Annotated in this window: 19 protein-coding genes; 7 read left to right on the top strand and 12 right to left on the bottom strand. The window is 66.7% G+C overall.

Annotated elements, in window-relative coordinates; translation table 11 throughout:
- Nucleotides 1-29: 29 nt before the first annotated feature.
- From ACT53N_RS06340 to ACT53N_RS06330, 3 genes are read right to left on the bottom strand one after another with little or no spacing between them, the layout of a single operon-like run.
- Nucleotides 30-464 carry an HPr kinase/phosphatase C-terminal domain-containing protein gene (locus ACT53N_RS06340; protein ID WP_476063099.1) on the bottom strand — a complete coding sequence of 145 codons (435 nt, stop codon included), beginning with the start codon at nt 462-464 and terminating at the stop codon, nt 30-32.
- Nucleotides 461-2,065, bottom strand: a complete 1,605-nt coding sequence (locus tag ACT53N_RS06335) for an ATP-binding protein (RefSeq protein WP_476063098.1) — start codon at nt 2,063-2,065, stop codon at nt 461-463. The genes ACT53N_RS06340 and ACT53N_RS06335 overlap by 4 nt, the downstream gene beginning before the upstream one ends.
- Nucleotides 2,040-2,747, bottom strand: coding sequence for a response regulator transcription factor (locus ACT53N_RS06330; protein WP_476063097.1), 708 nt, complete (start codon nt 2,745-2,747; stop codon nt 2,040-2,042). The genes ACT53N_RS06335 and ACT53N_RS06330 overlap by 26 nt, the downstream gene beginning before the upstream one ends.
- Nucleotides 2,748-2,963: 216 nt before the next feature.
- On the opposite strand from ACT53N_RS06330, the gene ACT53N_RS06325 reads away from it, so the two are divergent.
- Complete coding sequence (locus tag ACT53N_RS06325) at nt 2,964-4,661, top strand: hypothetical protein (protein ID WP_476063096.1); 1,698 nt, start codon at nt 2,964-2,966, stop codon at nt 4,659-4,661.
- 8 nt (nt 4,662-4,669) lie between these two features.
- Here ACT53N_RS06325 and ACT53N_RS06320 read toward each other — a convergent pair whose 3' ends face one another.
- The 3 genes from ACT53N_RS06320 to pseB form a co-directional block, all read right to left on the bottom strand.
- On the bottom strand, nt 4,670-5,728 hold the full coding sequence (locus ACT53N_RS06320) for a DUF5694 domain-containing protein (protein WP_476063095.1): 1,059 nt from the start codon (nt 5,726-5,728) through the stop codon (nt 4,670-4,672).
- Between the two features lie 164 nt (nt 5,729-5,892).
- On the bottom strand, nt 5,893-7,050 hold the full coding sequence (gene pseC / locus ACT53N_RS06315) for a UDP-4-amino-4,6-dideoxy-N-acetyl-beta-L-altrosamine transaminase (RefSeq protein WP_476063094.1): 1,158 nt from the start codon (nt 7,048-7,050) through the stop codon (nt 5,893-5,895).
- Nucleotides 7,047-8,087, bottom strand: a complete 1,041-nt coding sequence (gene pseB / locus ACT53N_RS06310) for a UDP-N-acetylglucosamine 4,6-dehydratase (inverting) (protein WP_310218166.1) — start codon at nt 8,085-8,087, stop codon at nt 7,047-7,049. Before pseB ends, pseC begins: the two co-directional genes overlap by 4 nt.
- Before the next feature lie 129 nt (nt 8,088-8,216).
- Here pseB and ACT53N_RS06305 point away from each other — a divergent pair, with 129 nt between their 5' ends.
- On the top strand, nt 8,217-8,633 hold the full coding sequence (locus tag ACT53N_RS06305; protein ID WP_476063093.1) for a hypothetical protein: 417 nt from the start codon (nt 8,217-8,219) through the stop codon (nt 8,631-8,633).
- Here ACT53N_RS06305 and tadA read toward each other — a convergent pair.
- Nucleotides 8,630-9,115 carry a tRNA adenosine(34) deaminase TadA gene (tadA, locus tag ACT53N_RS06300; protein ID WP_476063092.1) on the bottom strand — a complete coding sequence of 162 codons (486 nt, stop codon included), beginning with the start codon at nt 9,113-9,115 and terminating at the stop codon, nt 8,630-8,632. The two genes, ACT53N_RS06305 and tadA, sit on opposite strands and share 4 nt — an antisense overlap.
- Nucleotides 9,116-9,166: 51 nt before the next feature.
- Between tadA and ACT53N_RS06295 the strand changes: the two genes are divergently transcribed.
- Entirely contained in the window at nt 9,167-10,405 is a 1,239-nt protein-coding gene (locus tag ACT53N_RS06295) for a pseudouridine synthase (RefSeq protein ID WP_476063091.1), read from the top strand.
- Here the strand turns inward: ACT53N_RS06295 and ACT53N_RS06290 are convergent, their stop codons facing one another.
- Complete coding sequence (locus ACT53N_RS06290; RefSeq protein WP_476063090.1) at nt 10,406-11,374, bottom strand: CPBP family intramembrane glutamic endopeptidase; 969 nt, start codon at nt 11,372-11,374, stop codon at nt 10,406-10,408.
- A gap of 200 nt (nt 11,375-11,574) precedes the next feature.
- Between ACT53N_RS06290 and rsmD the strand changes: the two genes are divergently transcribed.
- Complete coding sequence (gene rsmD, locus ACT53N_RS06285; protein ID WP_476063089.1) at nt 11,575-12,141, top strand: 16S rRNA (guanine(966)-N(2))-methyltransferase RsmD; 567 nt, start codon at nt 11,575-11,577, stop codon at nt 12,139-12,141.
- Here the strand turns inward: rsmD and ACT53N_RS06280 are convergent, their stop codons facing one another.
- Nucleotides 12,142-12,417 carry a YjhX family toxin gene (locus ACT53N_RS06280; protein WP_476063088.1) on the bottom strand — a complete coding sequence of 92 codons (276 nt, stop codon included), beginning with the start codon at nt 12,415-12,417 and terminating at the stop codon, nt 12,142-12,144. It lies immediately after the preceding gene.
- Between the two features lie 443 nt (nt 12,418-12,860).
- On the opposite strand from ACT53N_RS06280, the gene ACT53N_RS06275 reads away from it, so the two are divergent.
- Nucleotides 12,861-14,921 (top strand): TonB-dependent receptor plug domain-containing protein, encoded by a 2,061-nt coding sequence (locus ACT53N_RS06275; RefSeq protein ID WP_476063087.1) that lies wholly within the window; start codon nt 12,861-12,863, stop codon nt 14,919-14,921.
- Nucleotides 14,922-14,957: 36 nt separating this feature from the next.
- Here ACT53N_RS06275 and pgi read toward each other — a convergent pair whose 3' ends face one another.
- Nucleotides 14,958-16,577, bottom strand: coding sequence for a glucose-6-phosphate isomerase (gene pgi, locus ACT53N_RS06270; RefSeq protein ID WP_476063086.1), 1,620 nt, complete (start codon nt 16,575-16,577; stop codon nt 14,958-14,960).
- A 104-nt stretch (nt 16,578-16,681) separates the two neighbouring features.
- Here pgi and ACT53N_RS06265 point away from each other — a divergent pair, with 104 nt between their 5' ends.
- Complete coding sequence (locus ACT53N_RS06265) at nt 16,682-17,176, top strand: hypothetical protein (protein ID WP_476063085.1); 495 nt, start codon at nt 16,682-16,684, stop codon at nt 17,174-17,176.
- Nucleotides 17,177-17,190: 14 nt separating this feature from the next.
- Here ACT53N_RS06265 and ACT53N_RS06260 read toward each other — a convergent pair whose 3' ends face one another.
- Nucleotides 17,191-17,796 carry a thioredoxin family protein gene (locus ACT53N_RS06260; protein WP_476063084.1) on the bottom strand — a complete coding sequence of 202 codons (606 nt, stop codon included), beginning with the start codon at nt 17,794-17,796 and terminating at the stop codon, nt 17,191-17,193.
- Between the two features lie 165 nt (nt 17,797-17,961).
- Between ACT53N_RS06260 and ACT53N_RS06255 the strand changes: the two genes are divergently transcribed.
- Nucleotides 17,962-18,693, top strand: a complete 732-nt coding sequence (locus ACT53N_RS06255; RefSeq protein ID WP_476063083.1) for a DUF1353 domain-containing protein — start codon at nt 17,962-17,964, stop codon at nt 18,691-18,693.
- Nucleotides 18,694-18,695: 2 nt separating this feature from the next.
- On the opposite strand, the gene ACT53N_RS06250 is transcribed toward ACT53N_RS06255, so the two are convergent.
- Nucleotides 18,696-20,852, bottom strand: coding sequence for a protein-disulfide reductase DsbD family protein (locus tag ACT53N_RS06250; RefSeq protein ID WP_476063082.1), 2,157 nt, complete (start codon nt 20,850-20,852; stop codon nt 18,696-18,698).
- Nucleotides 20,853-20,942: the final 90 nt, after the last annotated feature.

The following is a 20,942-nucleotide window of genomic DNA, read 5'->3' as shown; positions in this document are numbered from 1 at the left end:
GCGTCGCGCGGGCGGTCTTGATACGCTCGTTAGGATTGGACTCCAAGAGACTGCATCATGCGTCTGATTTTCGCTGGAGCGGCGGGTTCTCGCGGCCACAGGTCGAAAACGGGAACATCCACGCCCGAAATCCGCTCGAAACGCGACTCCGGCAGCCTCTCGACGCCTTCCGGAGCCTCAACGCAACGGACAACCAAGGCGACCTCCGCAAAAGACACCGCAGCGGCGGTGACCACCCCGAGCCCGCGAACCTCGATCAACCCCGCCAAGGTCTCGGGCGCCCGTCCGTAGAGCCGGCCGCCCGCAGCGAAGGTTACGACACGATCATCGGCGACGAGACGAAAGCCCTGGTCCAAGGCGCGCAACGCCAGATCGCTCTTGCCCACCCCAGAGGCGCCCTCGATCAAGGCGCCGCGCCAGACCCCTCCCAGGCGGAGGGCGATCAAACCGCCGTGGCGGATCATTCGCGGGCGTCCGGCAATTCGACGACGAACCGGGCGCCGATCACCGCTCCGGCCTCGTCTTTGCGGTTCTCCGCGTGAATCTTGCCGCCATGGGTCTCCACGATCTGCCGGGCGATCGACAGACCCAGGCCCGAATTCCCGCCGAACGCGCGTCCCTTGGGCCGGGACGTATAGAAGCGCTCGAAGATGGTCTCCAGATTGTCGGGCGGCATGCCCGGCCCGTCATCCTCGACCGTCGTGATCAAGGCGCCGCGCGCCCGAGACAGGCTGATGCGCACCTCACCGTCAGCTGGACTGAATGACCGCGCATTGTCGATCAGGTTGCGGAACACCTGCCCGATCGGCGTCTCGCGCCCCAGGATCATCGCAGGTTGCGACGGATCGTTCACGCGGAGCGATACGCGCACGCTTCCCGGGGCGTCGCCCGGCCGCAACTGGCTCTCATAGAGGCTCACGACCTCGGTCAGCAGACGCCCCAGGTCTACCGCCTTCGGATGCTCACGCGAAAGCTCGGCATCGAGGCGCGAGGCGTTGGAGATATCGGTGACCAGACGATCCAGACGATTGACGTCGTTCTGCAGAATTGCCAGCAGCCGTGCGCGCGCCGCCGGTTCGGTGACGAGATCCAGCGTCTCGATCGCCGACCGGATCGAGGTCAGCGGGTTCTTGATCTCGTGCGCGACGTCGGCGGCGAAGCGCTCGATGGCGTCCATCCGCTCGGACAGCGAATGGGTCATGTCCTCCAGCGAACGCGAGAGATCCCCCAGTTCGTCTTTCCGCTCAGAGAGATCGGGGAGCGAGATCGCGCGGGCGCCCTGAAGTCGGACATGGTCGGCGGCGCGAGCCAACCTCAGCACCGGCACAGCGATCAGCCGGTGCAGTAGAACGCTAGACGTCAGGATCGCCAGCATGGCGACCGCGATGAACGGCAACAGGGCCTTTCGCTGCGCAGCGATGATCTCGTCGACGTCACTGGCCTCAAGGGTGAGGACGCCGAGCACAGCCTTCACATGCTGAATGGGAATGGACACCGAAACGACCCGCTCACCGTTCTCGGCGATGCGGGTCCCGGCGACCGTTCGCCCTTGCATGGCCTGGGCGATCTCGCTGGCCAAGGCCTCCTGGGCGCGTTTGGCCTTCGCATCGCCTGCGGGCGTCGACGGAGCGTCCGCGTCCTTCTGGTCGGGCTTTCGCGCCGGCGGAAGAACCTTCCAGTCAACCCGATCGGCGACCACGAAGGAGTCGGCGAGCGCCTTGCCCTGGGCGTCAAATAGCCGCGCGCGCTGCGAGCGGGGGATGAATAGCAGCTGGAAGATTTGGCTGGCCGTGTACGGGTCAAGCGCGGGTTCCGGCTCCCCGACGGTCGCCGATTGGTCGATCACATTGGCGATCAGTTCGCCCTGGGTCGACAGACTGTCGATCCGCGCGTTGACGAGACCGTTTCTCAGCTCATTGAGGATCAGGGCCCCCACGATGACGATCGCCAGGGCCACGACATTCAGGACAACAATCAGCCGCCCCAGCCGCGAGCCGCGCGGCCAGGCAAACCGCCGCCGGGGTGCAGGCGGCTCGTCGTCAGGCTTCGCGGTAACGGTAGCCAACGCCGTACAGGGTCTCGATGGAGTCGAATTCCGGGTCGACCTGACGGAACTTCTTGCGCATCCGCTTGATGTGGCTGTCGATCGTGCGGTCGTCGACATAGACCTGATCGTCGTAGGCGGCGTCCATCAGGTTGTCGCGGCTCTTCACGAAGCCTGGGCGCTGGGCCAGGGCCTGCAGCAGCAGAAACTCGGTGACGGTGAGGCGGACAGGCTTTCCGTCCCATAGGCTGTCGTGACGAGCGGGGTCGAGCGTGAGCTTGCCACGCTTCATCATCTTGGAGCCCGCCGCGCCGCCGGCGGAGGGCGTCTCGTCCTCCTCAGGGCGCGCGCGCCGCAGAACAGCCTTCACTCGCTCCAGCAGCAGCCTCTGGCTGAAGGGCTTGTGCATGTAGTCATCGGCCCCGAGGTTGAAGCCGAGGATCTCATCGATCTCGTCATCCTTGGACGTCAGCATGATCACCGGGATCTCGGACGTCTGACGCAGCCGGCGAAGCACCTCCATGCCGTCCATGCGCGGCATCTTCACATCAAGGATCACCAGATCCGGAGGGCTCGCCTCCACCGCTTCCAGCCCGGAAGCGCCGTCGTAGTAGGCTTTCACGGTGTGGCCATGGCTCTCCAGGGCCAACGAGACCGAAGCAACGATGTTTTCGTCGTCGTCAATGAGCGTGATCGCGGCCATCGGGTCGATACGTGTCCTTCACCTTCCGTGTTCGCCCGATCCTATCGGTCGGGCGTCACAGCTTCAACGCACGGCGCGGCGAAGCTTTCCCTGCTTGTGTCGGCGCTTTGCGGCTCGAGAAAGGCGCGATTGCGGCGCTACGGTCACCGGCAAGTATCCTCAACTTCGCCTTAAGGTCTCATACGCCATAGTTACTGCTCTTGGAGCGGGTAGGACATGAGCCAGGTCCATTACGAGCTTTTTGTCCGGCGCAAAGTCGGCGCGCAGTGGACGCTCGAGATCGCCACGGAAAACCGCGCGCACGCCTTGCAGGTGGCCGAAGACGTCCTGACTCAAAACCGCGCGGTCGCCTCGCGGGTCACCAAGGAAACCCTCGATCCGTCGACGGGCGAATACAAGTCGATCTCCATCTTCACCAAGGGTCTTGTCGACGGCGGCAAGCCCAAGAAGGAGGTTGAGGACCGCGATCCGCTCTGCGTCCAGCCCGCCGACCTCTACACCGCCCACGCCCGTGACCGGATCGGCCGCCTGCTCGAAAGCTGGCTGTCACGCCACAAGGCGACGCCGTTCGAGCTGCTGCACCGTCCCGACCTTGTCGAGAAGCTGGAAGCCTCGGGCACGGACCTGCAGCACGCGCTGCAGAAGATCGCCATCCCCGAGGCCGAGGCGCGCGGACAGTCGGTGCACGAGGTCATGCGCCACTTCCACGGGCTGGTCGAGCGCACCATCGCCAACCTGATGAAAGCGTTCAAGAAGGGTTCGCTTCCCGACCTTGACAAGGAAGGCTTCGCCAGGGCGGCCGAACGTCTGGTCGCCGACCCCGACCGCGCCTTCCTGCTCGGCGCCGGCGTCGCCGCGTCGATCGCTCCCGCCACCAACTGGTCGGACAAGATCGCGCGCCTGCTTGACCTCGCCGATGCAGCGCCTGCGGAAGCCCGCGCCCGCGCCGCCGCGCTCCAGGCGATCGAAGCGCCGCTGGCCGAGATCATCGGCTCACGGGCCGGCATGGCGGATCTGCTAGACACCAAGGACGACCTTGGCGCCACCCTCGCCGCCATGACCCGCCTGACCGGCGGCGCGGCCGTGGAAGCCCTGATCCGCATCGAACCCAGCGTGCGCGCCTGCATGCCCGAGCTGTCGGGCACCGCGCGCCGTCTCGGCGAGTGGCTCGCTAGCGACAACTTCCCCAGCGTACGCAAGGCCATCGCCCAGCGCGTGCTGACCGAGCTCAATGGCGTCCGCCGTCTGAAACCCAATGACGCCGAGGCCGAGATCGAGTTCCTTCGCTCGCTGGCCATGGGGCTGACCGCCGCCGCCGGGCGCATTCTGCAGGGCGAGGACATCCAGGTCGCCTTCACGACCCGGTCGAAAACCCTCCTGAACGGCGACTTCATCGAGTCCCTGCTCGGCCGCGATCGCTCCGCCCATGAAGAGATCAAGATGCTGATCCGCCTGGCGGAGAACGTCATGGGCGCGGTCAACAAGCGAAACGCCTCGCGGTGGCTCAACGCCAATATCAGCGCCATGCGCTTCGAGAAGGAGATGCGGCAGGGGCCGGACTCGCCTGTCGCCAAGCTCAGCCATCTGGCCATGCTGCAGCGGTCGCTGACCCGGTCAGGCCTCGTCCGCGAGGACTATGAGCCGCTATGCGCCAAGCTGGGCGAGATCGGCGCGCTGATCGAGGCAGATACGCGCCTGCTGACCATGCTCGTGCGCGCGCCAGCGCCCCTGCCCCACCGCCTGCAACTCTTGGCCAAGCTGGCCATGGGGGAGGCTGGTCCCACCGGGCCGGTGGCCGACAAGGCGCGGTTCGAGGCCCTGAAGCTGGCCAAGGACCCAAGCTCCCGCGAGCAGCTGGCGAGCTCGCCCCAGACCATGGACCTGATCAAGAGCTTGCTAACCCAGGCGGCCTGATCGGACGTTCAGCGCAGCACGGTCCGAGCGTCGACCAGCCGCACGTCGTGCATCTGGTTGAGATAAGCCTCGTAGTAGCCCTTGTGGGACGCTCCAACGATGGCCAGGAGGCGCATGCCTGGATAGCGTCCCAGCACGTCGCGGATATTCCCGACCATCCGCAGGTTGCGCGTCTCCCAATAGCCGACATAGCGACGCCCGAACCCTTCTGGCGAGAGCTCGGCGAGCGCCGCGCCGAAGTCCCCCTTGTAGGCCATCATCTGAGCCTCCGCGCTATTGTAGGCGCGGTAGAGGTTCAGGACGCCATCGAGCTTGGCCAGATCCGCTGTCAGCGCCTGATCCTGAGCGCGGCGGGCGTGGGAGACAGGATTGTCCCACGCCGCCATGATCGCCGTCTCGAAGGCCTTCAGTTCTGCGGCGTCCGTCGGCTCCGGCCAATCCGCCGTATGGTCATCGACGCTCCACAGGCGCTCATGGCCCAGGCGCGCCGCGAGAACGGCCGCGATCTGGTCGGTCTCGTTGCGACGGACCCTGCGCTTCTCCAGCGTCTCGACCAGGGCGTCCGTGAGGCCGTCAGCCGCCTTGCGCTCGGCTTCGGGCAGCCGGAGCCATTGCACGAGCGCCGAGCCGCGCTCGCCCGCCGCCAGAAACACCGCCGCCAGACGCCGACGCTGCGCCGCCGTCGGCGCGTCGGGCCATGCGGCCAACAGACGCTCCGCCTCCGCATTGGCTGCGGGCACGTCCAGACCCAGGACGGCGCCGGCTATGGAGGGGTCGGCGCAATAGGTCTTCACGGTCTCGGCGTAGCGGCTGGGGTAGCGCCGCAGCGCATCGCACTGCATCCCCGACAGGTCCTCGGTGGCGACGCCCTCCGGCTTCCAGGTCGCCAGGCGGTCAAGCAGGGGCGCCAGCAGGCCCATATCGAACGTTTTGGGCAAACCCGACAGGTGGGTTGTGCCCAGGACCATGACCTCATTGGCCTTGCGCCCCGCCGGCCCCTTCAGCGTGTCGGGATGAAAGCTCGGACGATAGTCCTGCGCCTTGGCGGCGCCGACGGCCAGGGCCATAGCCCCCATACCAGCAACAAGGAGGCGAACTTGGAGACGCACGGCGCAACCTCTCGAACGAGTGTCGAGCTTGTAGAGGCTCGGAGACTCCCAAACAGAGGCGCCTGAATTTTATTTAATGGCGACGCCCGCCGCACGGCTCAGTCTGACGGAGCCCCGCCGCCCTACCCCAGAATCCTGGCCAGGGCGTTGACCACGCGCTCGACGTCGCTGTCCGTCATCGCCGGGTACAGCGGCAGGGTCAGGCAACGCGCGTACCAGGCGTCTGCGCCGGGCAGCCGGTCCACCCCGTAGCGCTTGGCGTAGTAAGGCTGCCGGTGGACCGGAATATAGTGGACCTGTGTTCCGACCCCCTGGGTCTTGAGGCTCTCGACCACGGTGCGCCGCGAGATGCCTTCGGCCTCGAAGTCGATCAGGACGGTCAACAGGTGCAGGGCGGGATCCGAATGGTCGGGGCTGGTCGCCAACCGGACGCGCGGCGCGCGCTCCGGTAGAAGCCGGGCATAGAGCGCCGTCAGTTCGCGCCGCCGCGCCACAAACCGGTCCAGCTTCGCCAGCTGCGACAGGCCCAAGGCGCACAGGACGTCCGGAATGCGGTAGTTGAAGCCCAGCTCCGGCATCTCGTACCACCAAGGGTCACCGCCCGGCGTGCGGACCATGCCGTGCGAGCGGAGCAGGCGAGCCTTGGCCGCCAGCGCCGGATCGTTGGTGGTCAACATACCGCCCTCGCCGGTGGCGAGCGTCTTGACCGGATGGAACGAAAAGCTCGCGAAGCTGGAATAGGCGCCGTCGCCGACCGGGTGAGCGACACCACCGAAGGTTCCGATCGAGCCCAGGGCGTGCGGCGCATCCTCGACCAGAACCGCGCCCGAGGCGCTGGCCATCGCCTTGAGCGCCGGAAGATCGCAGACGTCGCCGCGCAGGTGCACAGGCAGCACCGCCTTCACCCGCTTGTCGCGCGCGCCGGCCAAGGCCCTGCCCAGGGTGTCTGGCGTCATCAGGCCGCTGTCGGGATCGACGTCGGCGAACACCACCTCGGCGCCGACATAGCGCGCGCAGTTGGCGGTGGCCAAGAAGGTGACGGATGGGACGACGCAGACATCGCCCTCGCCGACTCCCAAAGCCAGCATCGCCAGATGCAGAGTCGCCGTGCCGTTGGAAACGGCGATCGCGTGATCAGCGCCGACCTTGGCGGCGAAAGCGGTCTCGAAGGCTTCGACCGTCGGCCCGGTCGTCAGGAAGTCCCCGCGCAGGGCCTCCGTCACGGCCGCGATGTCGTCGTCCTCGATCGTCTGCCGGCCATAGGGAAGAAAGCCGCTCATCGCGCGGCCTTCTCCTCCAGCATGGCCAAGAGGCCCTCGGGGCTGAGCCAGTCGTGGTTGTTGTCGCTGCTGTACGAGAAGTCCTCTGCGACCGGCTTGGCGCCGTCCGAAACGGCGTAGGGCTCGCGGCCGAACTCCGCGAAGTTCGGCTCGATGGCGTAACGGTCGTCGAACTCGACGGTCGAGCGGGCGTCGTCGGCGCTGATCATGATCTCGTGCAGCTTCTCGCCCGGACGGATGCCGATCACCTTCATCGCAGCCGTCGGCGACATCGCCTTCACGAGGTCGGGCATCGCCATCGAGGGGATCTTGGGCACGAAGATTTCGCCGCCGCGCATCATGGTCAGCGACGAAAGCACGAATTCGACGCCCTCGTTCAGGGTGATCCAGAAGCGGGTCATGCGCGGATCGGTCACCGGTAGTTCCGTCGCGCCCTGGCTCAGCAGGCGGCGATACAGCGGCACAACGCTGCCGCGCGAGCCCACGACATTGCCGTAACGAACCACGCAGAACCGCGTGCCGATGTCGCCCGACAGGTTGTTGGCCGCGACAAACGTCTTGTCCGACGCCAGCTTCGTCGCGCCGTAGAGATTGGTCGGATTGCAGGCCTTGTCTGTGGACAGGGCGACCACCTGCTTCACAGCATTGGCCAGGCTGGCCCAAACCACGTTCTCAGCCCCCAGAACGTTGGTGTGGATGCATTCGGAGGGATTGTACTCGGCCGCAGGCACCTGCTTCAGCGCGGCCGCGTGGATGACGATATCGACACCGCGCAAGGCCAGGGTCAGACGCTCGCGATCACGCACGTCGCCGAGGAAGAAGCGCATCTTGGCGACCTTCGCCTCGTCGAACTGCTCGCGCAGCTCGATCTGCATGTCGCTCTGCTTCAATTCGTCGCGGGAGTAGACGATGACCTTCCGGGGATCATAGCGGCGGAGCACGGTCTCGATGAAGCGCCGCCCGAATGAGCCGGTGCCGCCGGTGACCAGGATCACCTTGCCGTCCAGATCGAGGGATTTCGGGGAAAAACGACCCAATTTCAGCCTCCTGCGACACTGCCGACGACCGATCCGGTTCGGAAGCGTGGCGACGAATCGTGGTTAACGCCCCTTGATGCGCCCGCAGACGTAAAGAGGACGTCAACCACGGCGCGCTAGAACACCGGCATGCGCCGACACCGCCTTCTCTCGTTCGCTCTGGTGACCGCCCTTTCGGCGGCTCCGCTTGTCACGCCCACACAGGCGCTCGCCAGCAAAGGCAAGGACGAGAAGAAGGAGCAGGTCACCTATTTCGCGCTGGCGCCGATCAACGCCGTGGTCCTGCGTCGCGACGGCCGCCGGGGCGTGATGACGGTCGAGACGGGCTTGGAGATCAAGGACGCCAAGCTGATGGAGCGCGCCCAAGCATCGACACCGCGTCTGCGCGCCGCCTTCGCCCAGACCCTGATGGTCTACGCCGCCGGCCTGCGCGGTGGTTCGCCGCCGGACATCGACCATATGAGCCGCGAACTGCAGAAGTCCGCCGACCAGGTTCTGGGCAAGCCGGGCTCGAAGGTTCTGCTGACCTCGGCGATGATCAACTAGCCCCTGGCCTTGCGCCGGGCGCGGAAAAAGCCGCGCAGCAGCGCGGCGCTCTCATCGGCCAGCACCCCGCCGGCCACCTCGGGCCGCCAATGGCAGGTCGGCTGGGCGAAGAATTTCGGGCCGTGGACCACCGCCCCGCCCTTGGGATCTTCGGCGCCGAACACCACGCGCCCGATCCGCGCATGACTGATGGCCCCGGCGCACATGGCGCAGGGCTCCAGGGTCACCACCAGAGTCAGGTCCGTCAGGCGGTAGTTGCCGAGCTTGGCCGCCGCCGACCGCAGAGCGGCGATCTCGGCGTGGGCGGTCGGATCGTGGGCCGCGATGGGACCATTGCCGGCGGTCGCGATCACCTCGCCCGTGCGGGCGTCGAGGATCACCGCGCCGACGGGCGTCTCCCCCGCCTCGGCCGCCGCGCGGGCGGCGTCGAGCGCGAGCCGCATCATGCGGTGGTCTTGATCCTCGCTCGCATCAGTGCGCATTAGAAACCGAAAGCCCATCGAGAGATGCGCCCAGCCCAAGAAGGACGCGCCATGACCAACCCCCACGATCCCCTGTACGAGCCTCACCTCGACGGTCAAGACGGAGATCTTGACGGCGGGCCGGGCGAGCGGGTCGCCAAGGCCCTGGCGCGCGCCGGCGTCGCGTCGCGACGCGAGGTCGAGCGGCTGATCGAGGCCGGCCGCGTCGCCATCAACGGTAAGGTCCTGACGACACCGGCGGTCAAGGTCGCGCCGGGCGACTTTTTGACCGTCGACGGCCAGCTGGTGGCCGAGCGCGAGCCGACGCGGATCTTCCGCTATCACAAGCCCACCGGCCTGATGACCACGCACCATGACCCCAAGGGCCGCCCGACGGTGTTCGGCGCGCTGCCCAAGGATCTGCCCCGCCTGATCTCGGTGGGCCGCCTGGACTTGAACTCCGAAGGTCTCTTGCTGCTGACCAATGACGGTGAGCTGTCGCGCGCGCTCGAAACGCCCAGCAACGCCTGGGTCCGCCGCTATCGCGCCCGGGCCTTTGGCGACACGACCCAGGCCAAGCTCGACAAGCTGAAGGACGGCGTCACCATCGAGGGCGTCAAGTACGGCGCGATCGAGGCCAAGCTCGACAAGGCTCACGAAAAGGCCGGCGGCGGCAAGAACGTCTGGATCACGGTCAGCCTCTCGGAAGGCAAGAACCGCGAAGTCCGCAAGGTGCTGGAGTCTATCGGCCTGAAGGTCAATCGGCTGATCCGCCTGTCCTACGGTCCGTTCGCCTTGGGGACTCTGGCGGCCGGCCAGATCGAGGAGGTCGGCCCCCGCGTCATCCGCGAGCTTCTCGAAGGCGTCGTCTCGCCCGAGAACATGCCGACGGGCGACCGGCCCAAGTTCGCGGGGATCGCCAACCCCACCAAGGCGCCGGGCACCGAGGGCGGCGGCGAACTGCAGCGTCGCGGCGCGCCGCGCGCCGACCGGGCGGTGGTCCTAGACAAGCCGGAGAAACCCGAAAAGCCCGCCTACAAGCCCGGCTGGGCCAAGCCCAAGAAGAAGCTGTCGCCGCACGGTCCGCCCAAGAGCGCCGCAAAAGGGCCGGCGAAGGGCCCCGCCAAGGCCAAGCGCCCGACCAAATCGATCGAAAGCAAGTTCATCGACATCGGCAAACCCGCCGCACGCGGCAAGCCGGCGGCCGCCCGTCCCAGCGCTAAGCCCGCCGATGGGGCGGCCAGGCGCCTATCCGAGCGCCCAGGCAAACCTACGGCGCGTCCGGGCCCGTCTCGCGGCCCCAAACGCTGATCAGGCGGCGGCCGGATCGGGTAGGCCGGTCCAACGCCGCAGCGCGGGCCAGCGCATCCACAGCTCCGCAACGCCGACAAAGCCGACCAGCATCACGACGGCGCTCGCGACGAGTCCGAGATGGAACTCACGCGGGGCGTCGGGCTGCAAGGTGATCGGCCGCAGGAGCAACACGATCACCACGTTGTTGGCCGCGTGGACGCCGACGCCGAGCTCGACGCCGCCCAGGCGCAGCGCCATCCAGGTCAGGCCCGCGCCCATGGCCGCGCGGAACAGGAAGGCGTCGAGATTGGGGTCCAGGTGAATGGCGGCGAAGAGGAGGCCGTTCAGCGCCATCAGGGCGATCGGATTTCGGATATAGGCCGCGCTCTGTTTCAACAGCCACCCGCGAAACAGGAGTTCCTCGGCGGCGGAGGCGAGGATCAGCAGACCAATGGCGATGAGGGCGTAAAGCGATCGCCCCACCAGATTGGGCGAAACCCGAAGGACCACGGGATCCAGCGGGCGACCGGAAACCACGGCGACGCCGCTGATGATCACAGCCATCACGACGCCGACCAAGGCGAGACCTCCCACCACCAACCGCCAACGCAGGGGCTGTCCGTCATTGACGTAGCCACGGACTTGCCGCTTGTGGATCGCGCCGCTGGCCATGACGAATCCGACGGCCGCGCCGAGATTGAGACCCGCCAGCACGGCGAGAATGAAGAGCGACTGACGTCCTGTCAGGTCGCCCGCCTCGGTGTTGGAAAAGACGTCGAACAGCGCTCCGGCCGCAGCGGCGCCATCCAGGCCGCCAACAACCAGCATGAAGGCGAGGGTCGCCGCCAGCGCGCCAAGAAGACCCGTAACGGCGCCGGTCAAAATCCCGGCGGGGATCACGAGCGCCGTCCGTTTCAGATCGCGATCCAGGGGCGAGAGGTCGGCCAGGAAGCGCGAGCGCTTCACGGTCTCCATTAGCTCGCTCATCGATCTTGTCCGCCCGTCATCACCCACGAGCGACTAAGACGGGGCCGTCGCGATCTTGTAAAGCGCCCGCTTGCCGCACGACGCGGACGGCGGCACACATCCGGTTACGACTTGTAAGGGGCTAGTATGGGCGATCAGAATCCGGGCGCGGGACGCCAACGCCACACGATCGTCCGGTCGGCTCAAGGCGCGATCGCCTGATGCGGATCGTTTCTGGCCAGTTTCGCGGCAAGGCCATCGCCGCCCCGCCCGGCGACGCGACGCGTCCCACGTCTGACCGCGCCCGTCAGGCGGTGTTCAACATCCTGGAGCACGCCGCCTGGGCGCCCGAACTGCACGGCGCGCGGGTGATCGACGTGTTCGCGGGCTCAGGAGCCCTGGGCCTGGAAGCCCTGTCGCGTGGGGCGTCCTTCTGTCTGTTCGTCGAAACCGACGACGCCGCGCGTGGCGCGATCCGCGAAAACATCGACGCGATGCACCTGTTCGGCGTGACCCGCGTGCATCGCCGCGACGCGACCGATCTTGGGCCCCGTCCCGCCAGCGCCGGCGAACCGTTCGACATCGTCTTCCTCGATCCGCCCTACGCCAAAGGTCTTGGCGAGAAGGCTGTCGCCGAACTGCGCACGCACGGTTGGTTAGCCCCCGGCGCGATCCTGATGTTCGAGCGCGGACGCGGCGAGGTCGATCCGGCGCTGGAAGGTTTCGAACAGATCGACGCGCGCGACTATGGCGCCGCGCGCGTCCTGTTCTTCAAGCTCGAGGACTGATCACCAGGCCCTCGCGCCGACCCGGTTGTCGAGTTGCGCGCGAAGATTGGCGAGACCCAGCCGGGTGATCCGGTAGGGGCCGCCGTCCTGGCTGGCGATCAGCCGCTTTCGCCTCAACGATTGAAAGACGGCGACCGTGCAGTCGGTCAGCGCCCAGCCATCGCGGGTAATGCAGTCGGCCGAGATCACCCGACCTTTGTCGTCGCGTTCAAGTTCGATGCGGCCGCCCTGGGCCAGCGCGTGCAGCGTGCGTTGCTGCGGCTTTGAGATGTTCAAGGGATTGTCCGAGAGATCGAGGCGTACGATCGCGCTTCCACCGGGCGGAGAGCGCGGGCGGAGCGGGCCTAGCGACGTTCGAACCGAGGTTCGGAGCCTCTTAGGCCCGGGCCTCGCACACAATCTCGGACATGAACCACACAGGATCAGTTTCAGGCGACAGCATGATCCAAGAGCTCGACGAGCTCAAGCTGACCACACCCGTCGCGCCTCGATTTCGCCCTGCGCGATAAGGAGCGCTGGCCAGCATCAATGCCGCGCTGCTTATGTTTACAGTGGTTACATGAAGTAGATACCAGTCAGAACGTGAAAATCATTAGACCTACGCCAATTCATTAAGATGAAAATCCTGTAATGCTTTCTAACATGTAATGCACATGTCGAGCTTGTAACTTGAGATGAATGGCGTCGGCGTCCAGACCTCTCGTCATTGAGGGGAAACAGTGATGACCAAGACCATGCTTCTGGCCAGCGCGGCCGCCATTCTGCTGGCCGGCGCCGCCCAGGCCGCCGACCTGACGCCCGAGCAAGTCGCCGCCCAGGCCGAAGCCGCCCAGGCCGAAGCCGCCCAGCGGGGCGTGCTGATCTTCCAGCCCGATTTCTTCGCCGCTCAACGTCCCAACACCGCACTGGAGATGGTGCAACGCGTACCCGGCTTTTCGGTGCAGGACGGCAGCGGCGCGCGGGGCTTCGAGGGCGCGGTCGGCAACATCCTGATCAATGGGGCTCGCCCGGCCTCCAAGAACGATACGGGCAGCAACGTGTTGTCGCGGACCCAGGCCAATCGGGTCGAGCGGATCGAGTTGATCCGTGGCGGCGCCCCGGGCGTCGACATGCAGGGCTACTCGGTCGTCGTGAACGTAATCCTGAAGAAGGGCGCCAACCGTCAGTCGATCCTGACCTGGAACACTAGCCAGTTCGATGGCGGTCGTGATCTCTACGGCGGCAGCTATCAGTTCACCGCCACGAACGGCGACAAGAGCTGGGGCGTGACGCTGAGCGACGGCATTGGCAGCAGCGACTCCAATGGTCCAGGGACGAACATTCGTCGTGACGGGACCGGCAAGATCCTTCGCGACGAGAAATTCCTGAACGACAGCTGGGGCGGCGGACGCAGCGTTCGGGGCAACTACTCGGCGCCTCTGGCCGGCGGCAAGATCGAAGCGACGGCTCGCTTTGGCGTCAACGACTGGAATCAGTGGCAGACCCTGACCTCGGCGACCGCCGAACGTCGCAGCAACTATGTCGATGACGAGCAGTCGGGAGAGCTGGGCCTGACCTACACCCGCCCGCTGGCGCCCAATTGGGCCCTAGAGACGCGGGCCATCCACAGCTTCGAAAACTTCGAAAGCGCCTCGACCAGCGACGAAACGCTGAACGGGGTCAAGGCGGCGCAGCAGCGCTTCACCGCCGAGGGCGACAGCGGCGAGTCGATCTTCCGCGCCCAGGTCCGTCACGATTGGAGCAAGGCCATCACCGTGGAGACTGGCGGCGAGGTGGCCTACAACATGCTGGATGTGAAACAGGCCTATTCGGTCGGCGGGACCGCTGTGCCGTTGCCCAGCGCGTCGGTCAAGGTCGAGGAACTGCGCGGCGAGGCCTTCTCCAAGGCCACCTGGCGGGTCAATCCGCGCCTGACCCTGGAAGGCGGCCTGCGCCTGGAGACCTCGACGATCAAGCAGTCGGGCGACGCTGACAACGAGAAGAGCTTCTTCTACGCCAAGCCCCGCTTCCTCGCGACCTGGACGCCTGTGGCCAACAACCAGCTCCGCTTCCGCTTCGAGCGGGAGCTGGGTCAGCTGGACTTCGAGGACTTCGCCGCCTCATCGGACCTGGAGGACGGCAATGTCTATGGCGGCAATGTCGAGCTGAAGCCCGAGCAGCGTTGGATCACCGAGATCGGCTATGAGCGCCGCTTCTGGGGCGAAGGGATCGTCGCCGTAACCTACCGCCATGACGAAATCATCGGCGTGATCGACCGCCTTCCCCTGCCCGGCGGCCTGTCGGCGGTCGGCAATATCGGCGACGCCACTCTGGACCGCCTGTCGCTGAACATCGTGGTGCCGACCGACAAGCTCGGGATCAAGGGCGGTCGCTTCACGTTCCGGAACGACTGGAATGAGACCCACGTGAAGGATCCCACGACCGGCAAGGATCGTCCGATCTCTGGCGTGCGCCCGACCCAGGCCAATATCGGCTTCCAGCAGGACCTGACCCAGTACAAGACCCAGTGGGGGATCAACTGGCTGCCGCTGCTAGGCCAGGGCACCTATGACGTCGACCAGACCAGCGTCTGGCGCGGCGCCCAGTACTATGAGGCGTTCGCCGAATACAAGCCGACCCCGACCCTGGCGATCCGCGCCCAGCTGAACCTGTGGGACGACTTCAGCATCCGCCGCACCGTCTTCGCCAATCGCGGCCCCAACCGCGCAGTGGCCTTTGTCGAGGATCGTGCGATCAATCCCCGCACCTTCATGAGCTTCCGGGTGCGGAAGACGTTTTAGTCGCCCTCCACCCGATGGGGAAAGGGCTTGAATAGACTACTTTTTGAGGCGGGAGATCAACGCGGCGGTCGACGGATCATGCCCGCCGGCCGCGCCGTTCTCCAGCTCCGGCAGGATGCGATTGGCCATCACCTTGCCCAGCTCGACGCCCCACTGGTCGAAGGAGTTGATCCCCCAGATCACGCCCTCGACGAAGGTCTTGTGCTCGTAGAGCGCGATCAGGGCGCCGAAGGTCTGGGGCGTCAGGCGGTCCAGTAGCACCAGGGTGGAGGGCCGGTTACCGGCGAAGGTGCGCTGTGGGGCCAAGGTGGCGATCTCGTCTGCTGACACTCCCTTGGCCCTCAGCTCGGCCACCACGTCCTCGGTCGTCCGCCCCACCATGAAGGCCTCGGCCTGAGCCAGCAGGTTCGACAGCAGCTTCTCGTGCATGCCGGCCGGCCCCTCGTCCGACTGGGCCACGCCGATCAGCTCCATCGGCGTGATGTCAGTCCCTTGGTGCATGCATTGGAAATAGGCGTGCTGGACATTCGTGCCCTCGTCGCCGAACACCACCGTGGCCGTACCGCGCTGGACGGGCTGGCCGTCGGCACCAACCGACTTGCCGTTGCTCTCCATCTCCAGCTGCTGGAGGAAGGCGGCCAGGCGGCGCAGGCGGTGCGAGTAAGGCACGACCGAGCGCGCCCGGCGGTCCAGGCCATTGCGATTGAAGATCTGAGCCAGGGCCACCAGCACCGGCGCGTTCTTTTCCAGCGACGCCGTGCGGAAGTGCTCGTCCATGGCCGCGCCGCCATCGAGGAAGCCCTGGAACACGTCCCAGCCACAGGCGACGGCCACCGACAGGCTGACCGAAGACCACAGCGAGTAGCGACCGCCCACCCAGTCCCAGAAGCCAAACACCCGCTCGTCCGGCACGCCGAAGGCGGCGGTCTTGTCCAGCGCCGTCGAGATGGCGGCCAGATGCTGGTTGGCCCCCTGCTCGCCCAGGGCCGCGACCAGCCAGGCCCGCGCCGCGCCGGCGTTGGCCATGGTCTCCTGGGTCGTGAAGGTCTTGGAGACCACCATGACCAAGGTCTCTTCAGGGTTCATGTCCGCGGTCGTCAGGGCGAACTCGGCCCCGTCCACATTAGCCACGAAGCGTAGGTTGATCTCGGGTCGCACCGGACGCAAGGCGTCCCACAGCAGGCGGGGACCCAGGTCCGACCCGCCGATGCCGATATGCAGGATCGCCTTGAACGGCTTGCCGGTCGCGCCCTTGATCGCACCCGAGCGGACAGCCTGCGCGAAAGCCTTCATCCGCTGGCGGACGGCCTCGACCTCGGCCATGACTGGCTGACCCAGCGCCTTCACATCGGCGCCCGCCGGGGCGCGCAGGGCCGTGTGCAGCACGGCGCGGCCCTCGGAGGAATTGATCGCCTCGCCGCCGAACATACGGGCGCGGGCGCCCTCGACATTGGCCGCGTGGGCGAGATCGAGGGCGGCCTCGAGACCCGCCTCGTCCCAGGCCTGCTTGGAAAGATCCAGGTGAAGACCCGCAACGTCCAGGGTCAGAGCTTCAAGCCGACCCGGCTCGGCATCGAAGAACTCGACGATACGCTTGTCGCCCGCGGCCTTGGCGGCGGCTTCCAGGCGGGTCCAGGCGGCGTCGAGATCGGCCATGTCGTCCTCACAGGTTTGGTAAATCGCTGTTTACGGACCCGGGCTTATCAAACAGGCGCCGCCGCGTCATGGCAGACCAATGACGTTTTTTGCGGGAGTCCCCCATGTCCTGTGACGCCGTCGCCTTTTCCGCCATGCTCTGGATGGCGTCGTTCAATCCAGGGCAGAGCGCGAGCCCTATGCCGGCCATCGCGCAGGCGCCTCCGGTTCCCGCCTCCGTCGCGGGCGAGCCTCTGTTTATCGACATCGTCAAGCGGGCGCGCCAGCTAAAGGCGCAGACAGAGGCCTACCGCGCGCAACTGGCCAAGGCCGAGCCAACCAGCGCAGCCGCGCCGCTGAAGGCCTTTGACGCCTTCTCGGGCAAAATCAGCGATCTCGCGGCGCTGGACATGAAGGGCCACGTCACCCTGAAGGAGCGCGGCGCGGTCGACGACCTCAAGTGCATCCTGCGCGGGATCAGCCAGGACCTACCCGAGAAGCTCGCCGCCGTGCGCGCCGCCACGACCATCAAGGCCCAGGACCTTGCGCTCCGCGACATGGTCTATCTGCTTAACGACAATGTCGAGGTCATCACCGCGCCGCCTCAGCCGGCCGCCTAAGCGGCGCGGGGTGGTTAGGCGTCCTTGTATTTCACCGCGCAGCCGTAGGGCGTGACGAACGGCGTGGCGACCTTACGGCCAGCCTTCAGATCGCCGAGCGTTGCGACCACCAGGTTCTTGGAGCCCTGGATATCCTCGACCTTGTTGGTCGGCTTGTCGTCGATCGCACCCTCGTAGACCACCGCGCCGGTCTTATCGATGACGAACATGTGAGGCGTGGTCTTGGCTTTGTAGAGCGTGGCCACCTTGTTGTCGGCGTCGAGCAGCAAGGCGGTGGGCTTGGCTCCCTTGGCGTTCATCCAGGCCTTGGCGGCGGCGCCATCGGCGAAGTGGCCCTGCTTACCCGGCGCGGACGAGGCGATGGTCAGCCAGATCACGCCGTCGGCGCGCGCAGCCTGCTGCAGGCCCTGCATGTTCCCGGAATAGTGCTTGCGGACATAGGGGCAACCTTCGTTGGTCCATTCGAGGACCACGGTCTTGCCGCGAAACTCCGACAGCGAGCGGGTCTTGCCGTCGGCGTCGATCGCCGTGAAGTCGGGCGCGGGGCGAGCATGGGCGAGCGCGGGAACAAGAGCGGTCAGCGGCAGGGCGGCGGCCACAAGGCGGCGCGTGATCGACATGTCAGGTCTCCAGCAACGGCTACTCTGAGCAGCCTCTCACAAACCGATGATCTGCGGAAGATTCGCAGTCGCAATCCTGTGGGGGTCGAAACTTGGCCATAGTGACTTGATCCTTGGGCTCACGCCGCTCAGAAGTGCCCATCCCGCCTTGAAGATCCTGCGCCGATGCCTCGTTCGAGAACCGCCCTTGCCCTGACCGGCGCCGCTCTGTTGGCGAGCGCCTGCGCGACACAGACGAGCACGACGGTCTTCGTACCCGTGGTGGCGCCGACGCCGCCGAGCTCGCTGACGCCGCAGCCGATCATGCTGTTCAACCAGACCAAGGACGGCCGCAAGCTGTTCACGCTGGACGCCGAGTTCCCCTATTGCGACGTGGAGACCGGCAAGGTGATCGTGGTGCCGCGCTGGTACGTCACCGACTTCGCCAGCGTGCCCTGGTACGGTCAGGCCTTCATCGATCCGCAGGGCCCGACGGCGCGCGCCGCCATCGTCCACGACTGGCTCTATACGATCGGCGAGCCGGGCAAGCGCGAGGAAGCCGACCAGATTTTCCTGCGCGCGATGCTGAAGTATGGGGTTCAGCCCTTCCAGGCGAACATCGCCTATCAGGCGGTCCGCCTCGGCGGCGAGAAGGGCTATGGCCTGCCGACCGACTGGCGGTTCGTGGACCCCAAGCGGCAGGATCTGGTCCAGCCGCCGCCGTTCGCCAAGCCGCGCGCGGGCATGGTGCGCTACCTGCCCAAGTGCCAGGGATTCAACGCGTTGATCCAGACCGGCTGGCGCGCCTACCCGATCAAGACTGCGCCGGTGAACGTGCCGCCCCCGGTGGTCGTGACCAAGACACCTCTGGATCAGGTGAAGGCCAAGCTGCCGTTCGGCGGCGACAAGAAGAAGTAGGTTTAGACCCCCGCCTTCTCGATCGCCTCGATGACCATGCCCTCGGTCAGCAGCTGGGGCAGAATGACTGGCGCGCCGCCGTTCTTTGGATAGACGAGGTACAGGGGCACGCCGACACGATTGAACTCGGCCAGCGCCTGGGCGATGACCGGATCGCGATTGGTCCAGTCAGCCTTCAACAGCACAGCGTTCTGGGCCTTGAAGGCCTCGGCGACCTTGGGACCGGACAGGGCGACCTTCTCGTTAACCTGGCAGGTCACGCACCAGGCGGCGGTGAAGTCGACAAGAATCGGACGACCTTCGGCCTGCAGAGCCCTCACCCGCTCGGGCGACCAGGCCTCGGCCGTCAGGCCAGGACCGCTGGGCGTCGAGACTTCAGCAGCGGCGGCCGCCGTCGGAGGCTTGGCGGACAAGGCTGCGGCGGCGCCAAGGCCGAGTGCGCCGATCACCGCCAGCGGGCCCAGGATCATCGACACCACCGAACCCTTGCCTGCGGCGCGGCGCGCCTGCCCCAGGCCGTAGAGCCAAGCGCCGAACGCCGCCAGGACACCCGCGACCAGCAGCTGTCCCAGCGCAATCGGCCCCGCCTGTTGGGCGAACACCCAGACCAGCCACAAGGCCGCGCCATACATCGGGAAGGCCAGGCCCTTCTTCAGCACGTCCATCCAACCGCCGGGGCGTGGCAAGAGCTTCAGCGCGCCAGGGATGAAGGTGACGGCCACGAACGGGGCGGCGAAGCCCAGCGCCAAGGCCAGGAAGACACCCAGGGCGACGACAGTCGGTTGGGTGAGCGCGTAGCCCAGGGCGCCGGCCATGAACGGCGCCGTGCAGGGCGCGGCCACCACAACCGCGAGGGCGCCGGTGAAGAAGGCTCCGGTGACGCCACCCCGCGCAGAGGCGCCGGCGCCGAGGCCCTGGACGGACGTCCCGATCTCGAAAACGCTCGACATATTCAGGGCCACCAGAAGCATCAGCAGCGCCAGACCGGCGATAACCAGCGGCGACTGCAGCTGGAAGCCCCAGCCCACCGCCGCGCCGCCGGCGCGAACCGCCAGCAGCGCGCCGGCCAGGGCGAGGAAGGTGGCGACGACGCCGACCAGGAAGGCCAGGCCCTGGACGCGCGCCTTGCTCGCCTCATGCGCGTGCCCCGCCAGGCTCGCGGCCTTCATCGACAGCACCGGGAAGACGCACGGCATCAGGTTCAGGATCAGCCCGCCCAGGAAGGCGAACAGCAGCGCGCCCGCGAGGCCGCCGGCCAGACCCGTGGCGGGCGCGGCTTCCGCTGGCGGCGGGCCTAGTCCCGAGGCTTCGGGCGGCGGGTCGCCGGCCGTTGCCGTGACTTCCCATGCGCCGGCCTTGGTCGCCAGGACTCCGGCGAGTTCAACCGGCGGCGTACCGCCGCCCACGAAGTCGTATCCGGGCTTGAGGGTGAGGGTCAGCCCGTCGGGACCCCGCTCGATGACCTGCTCGGCGGCGTGTTCGATCACTTTCGAGGAGTACGGATAGAAATAGGCGCCCGCCATGTCGGCGCCCTTCAGCGGACCGCCCGTCACGGCCAGCTTCAGGGCCTGCTCCTCGAGCTTGAAGACCGCCTTCAGGCCGGCGGGCTTGGGAGCCTCAGCCAGCACCTTGCCGATGACGGCGCCCCATTTGGGGTCCGGCGACGGCGCGCCGGCGACCACCGGCAACAGGAGCGAAAGCTTGGCTTCCTCGGGAATGCAGATCTGCTCGCAGACGAGATAGAAGACGTCGGCGGTCAGGCTCAGCGTCGTGCCTGGTTGAGCGTCGGCCGACGCCGTGATCGGGACCGGGATCAGCACCTCACCCTTGTAGGCGTAGTCAAGCAGCGGCCCGAGCTTGGCCTTCTGCGGCGTCGGCCAAACCATGTCGCCGGCGCGCCAGCCCTCCGGCAGGGTCCAATTGATCTTGGTCGGCTCGCCCGCGTCGCCGGGGTTGCGCCAGTAGGTATGCCAGCCGGGCGTGATCTTTTGCCGTAGAGCGACATAGATCGTGCCCCCCGGCGCGATGCCGGTCTCCTGGGCCACCAGTTCCGACTCGATATGACCAGAGTTGACGACCGGACCTGCCAGGGCGTGACCGCCGAGCAGTGCCGCCATCAGCAAGGCTTGCAGGGCGAAGACGGCTTTCTTCAGAAACATGCGCAGGCCCGGACACGGAAAAGAACGTGGCGTACACATGGACCGCCGAGGGGCTCTCGACAATGGCCAAGCCCCAACCGACAGTTGGGC

The sequence above is a fragment of the Caulobacter sp. DMC95 genome, assembly GCF_056313785.1.
Note: the sequence above shows the minus strand (reverse complement) of the source record. Positions and strands in the feature narration are given on the sequence as shown.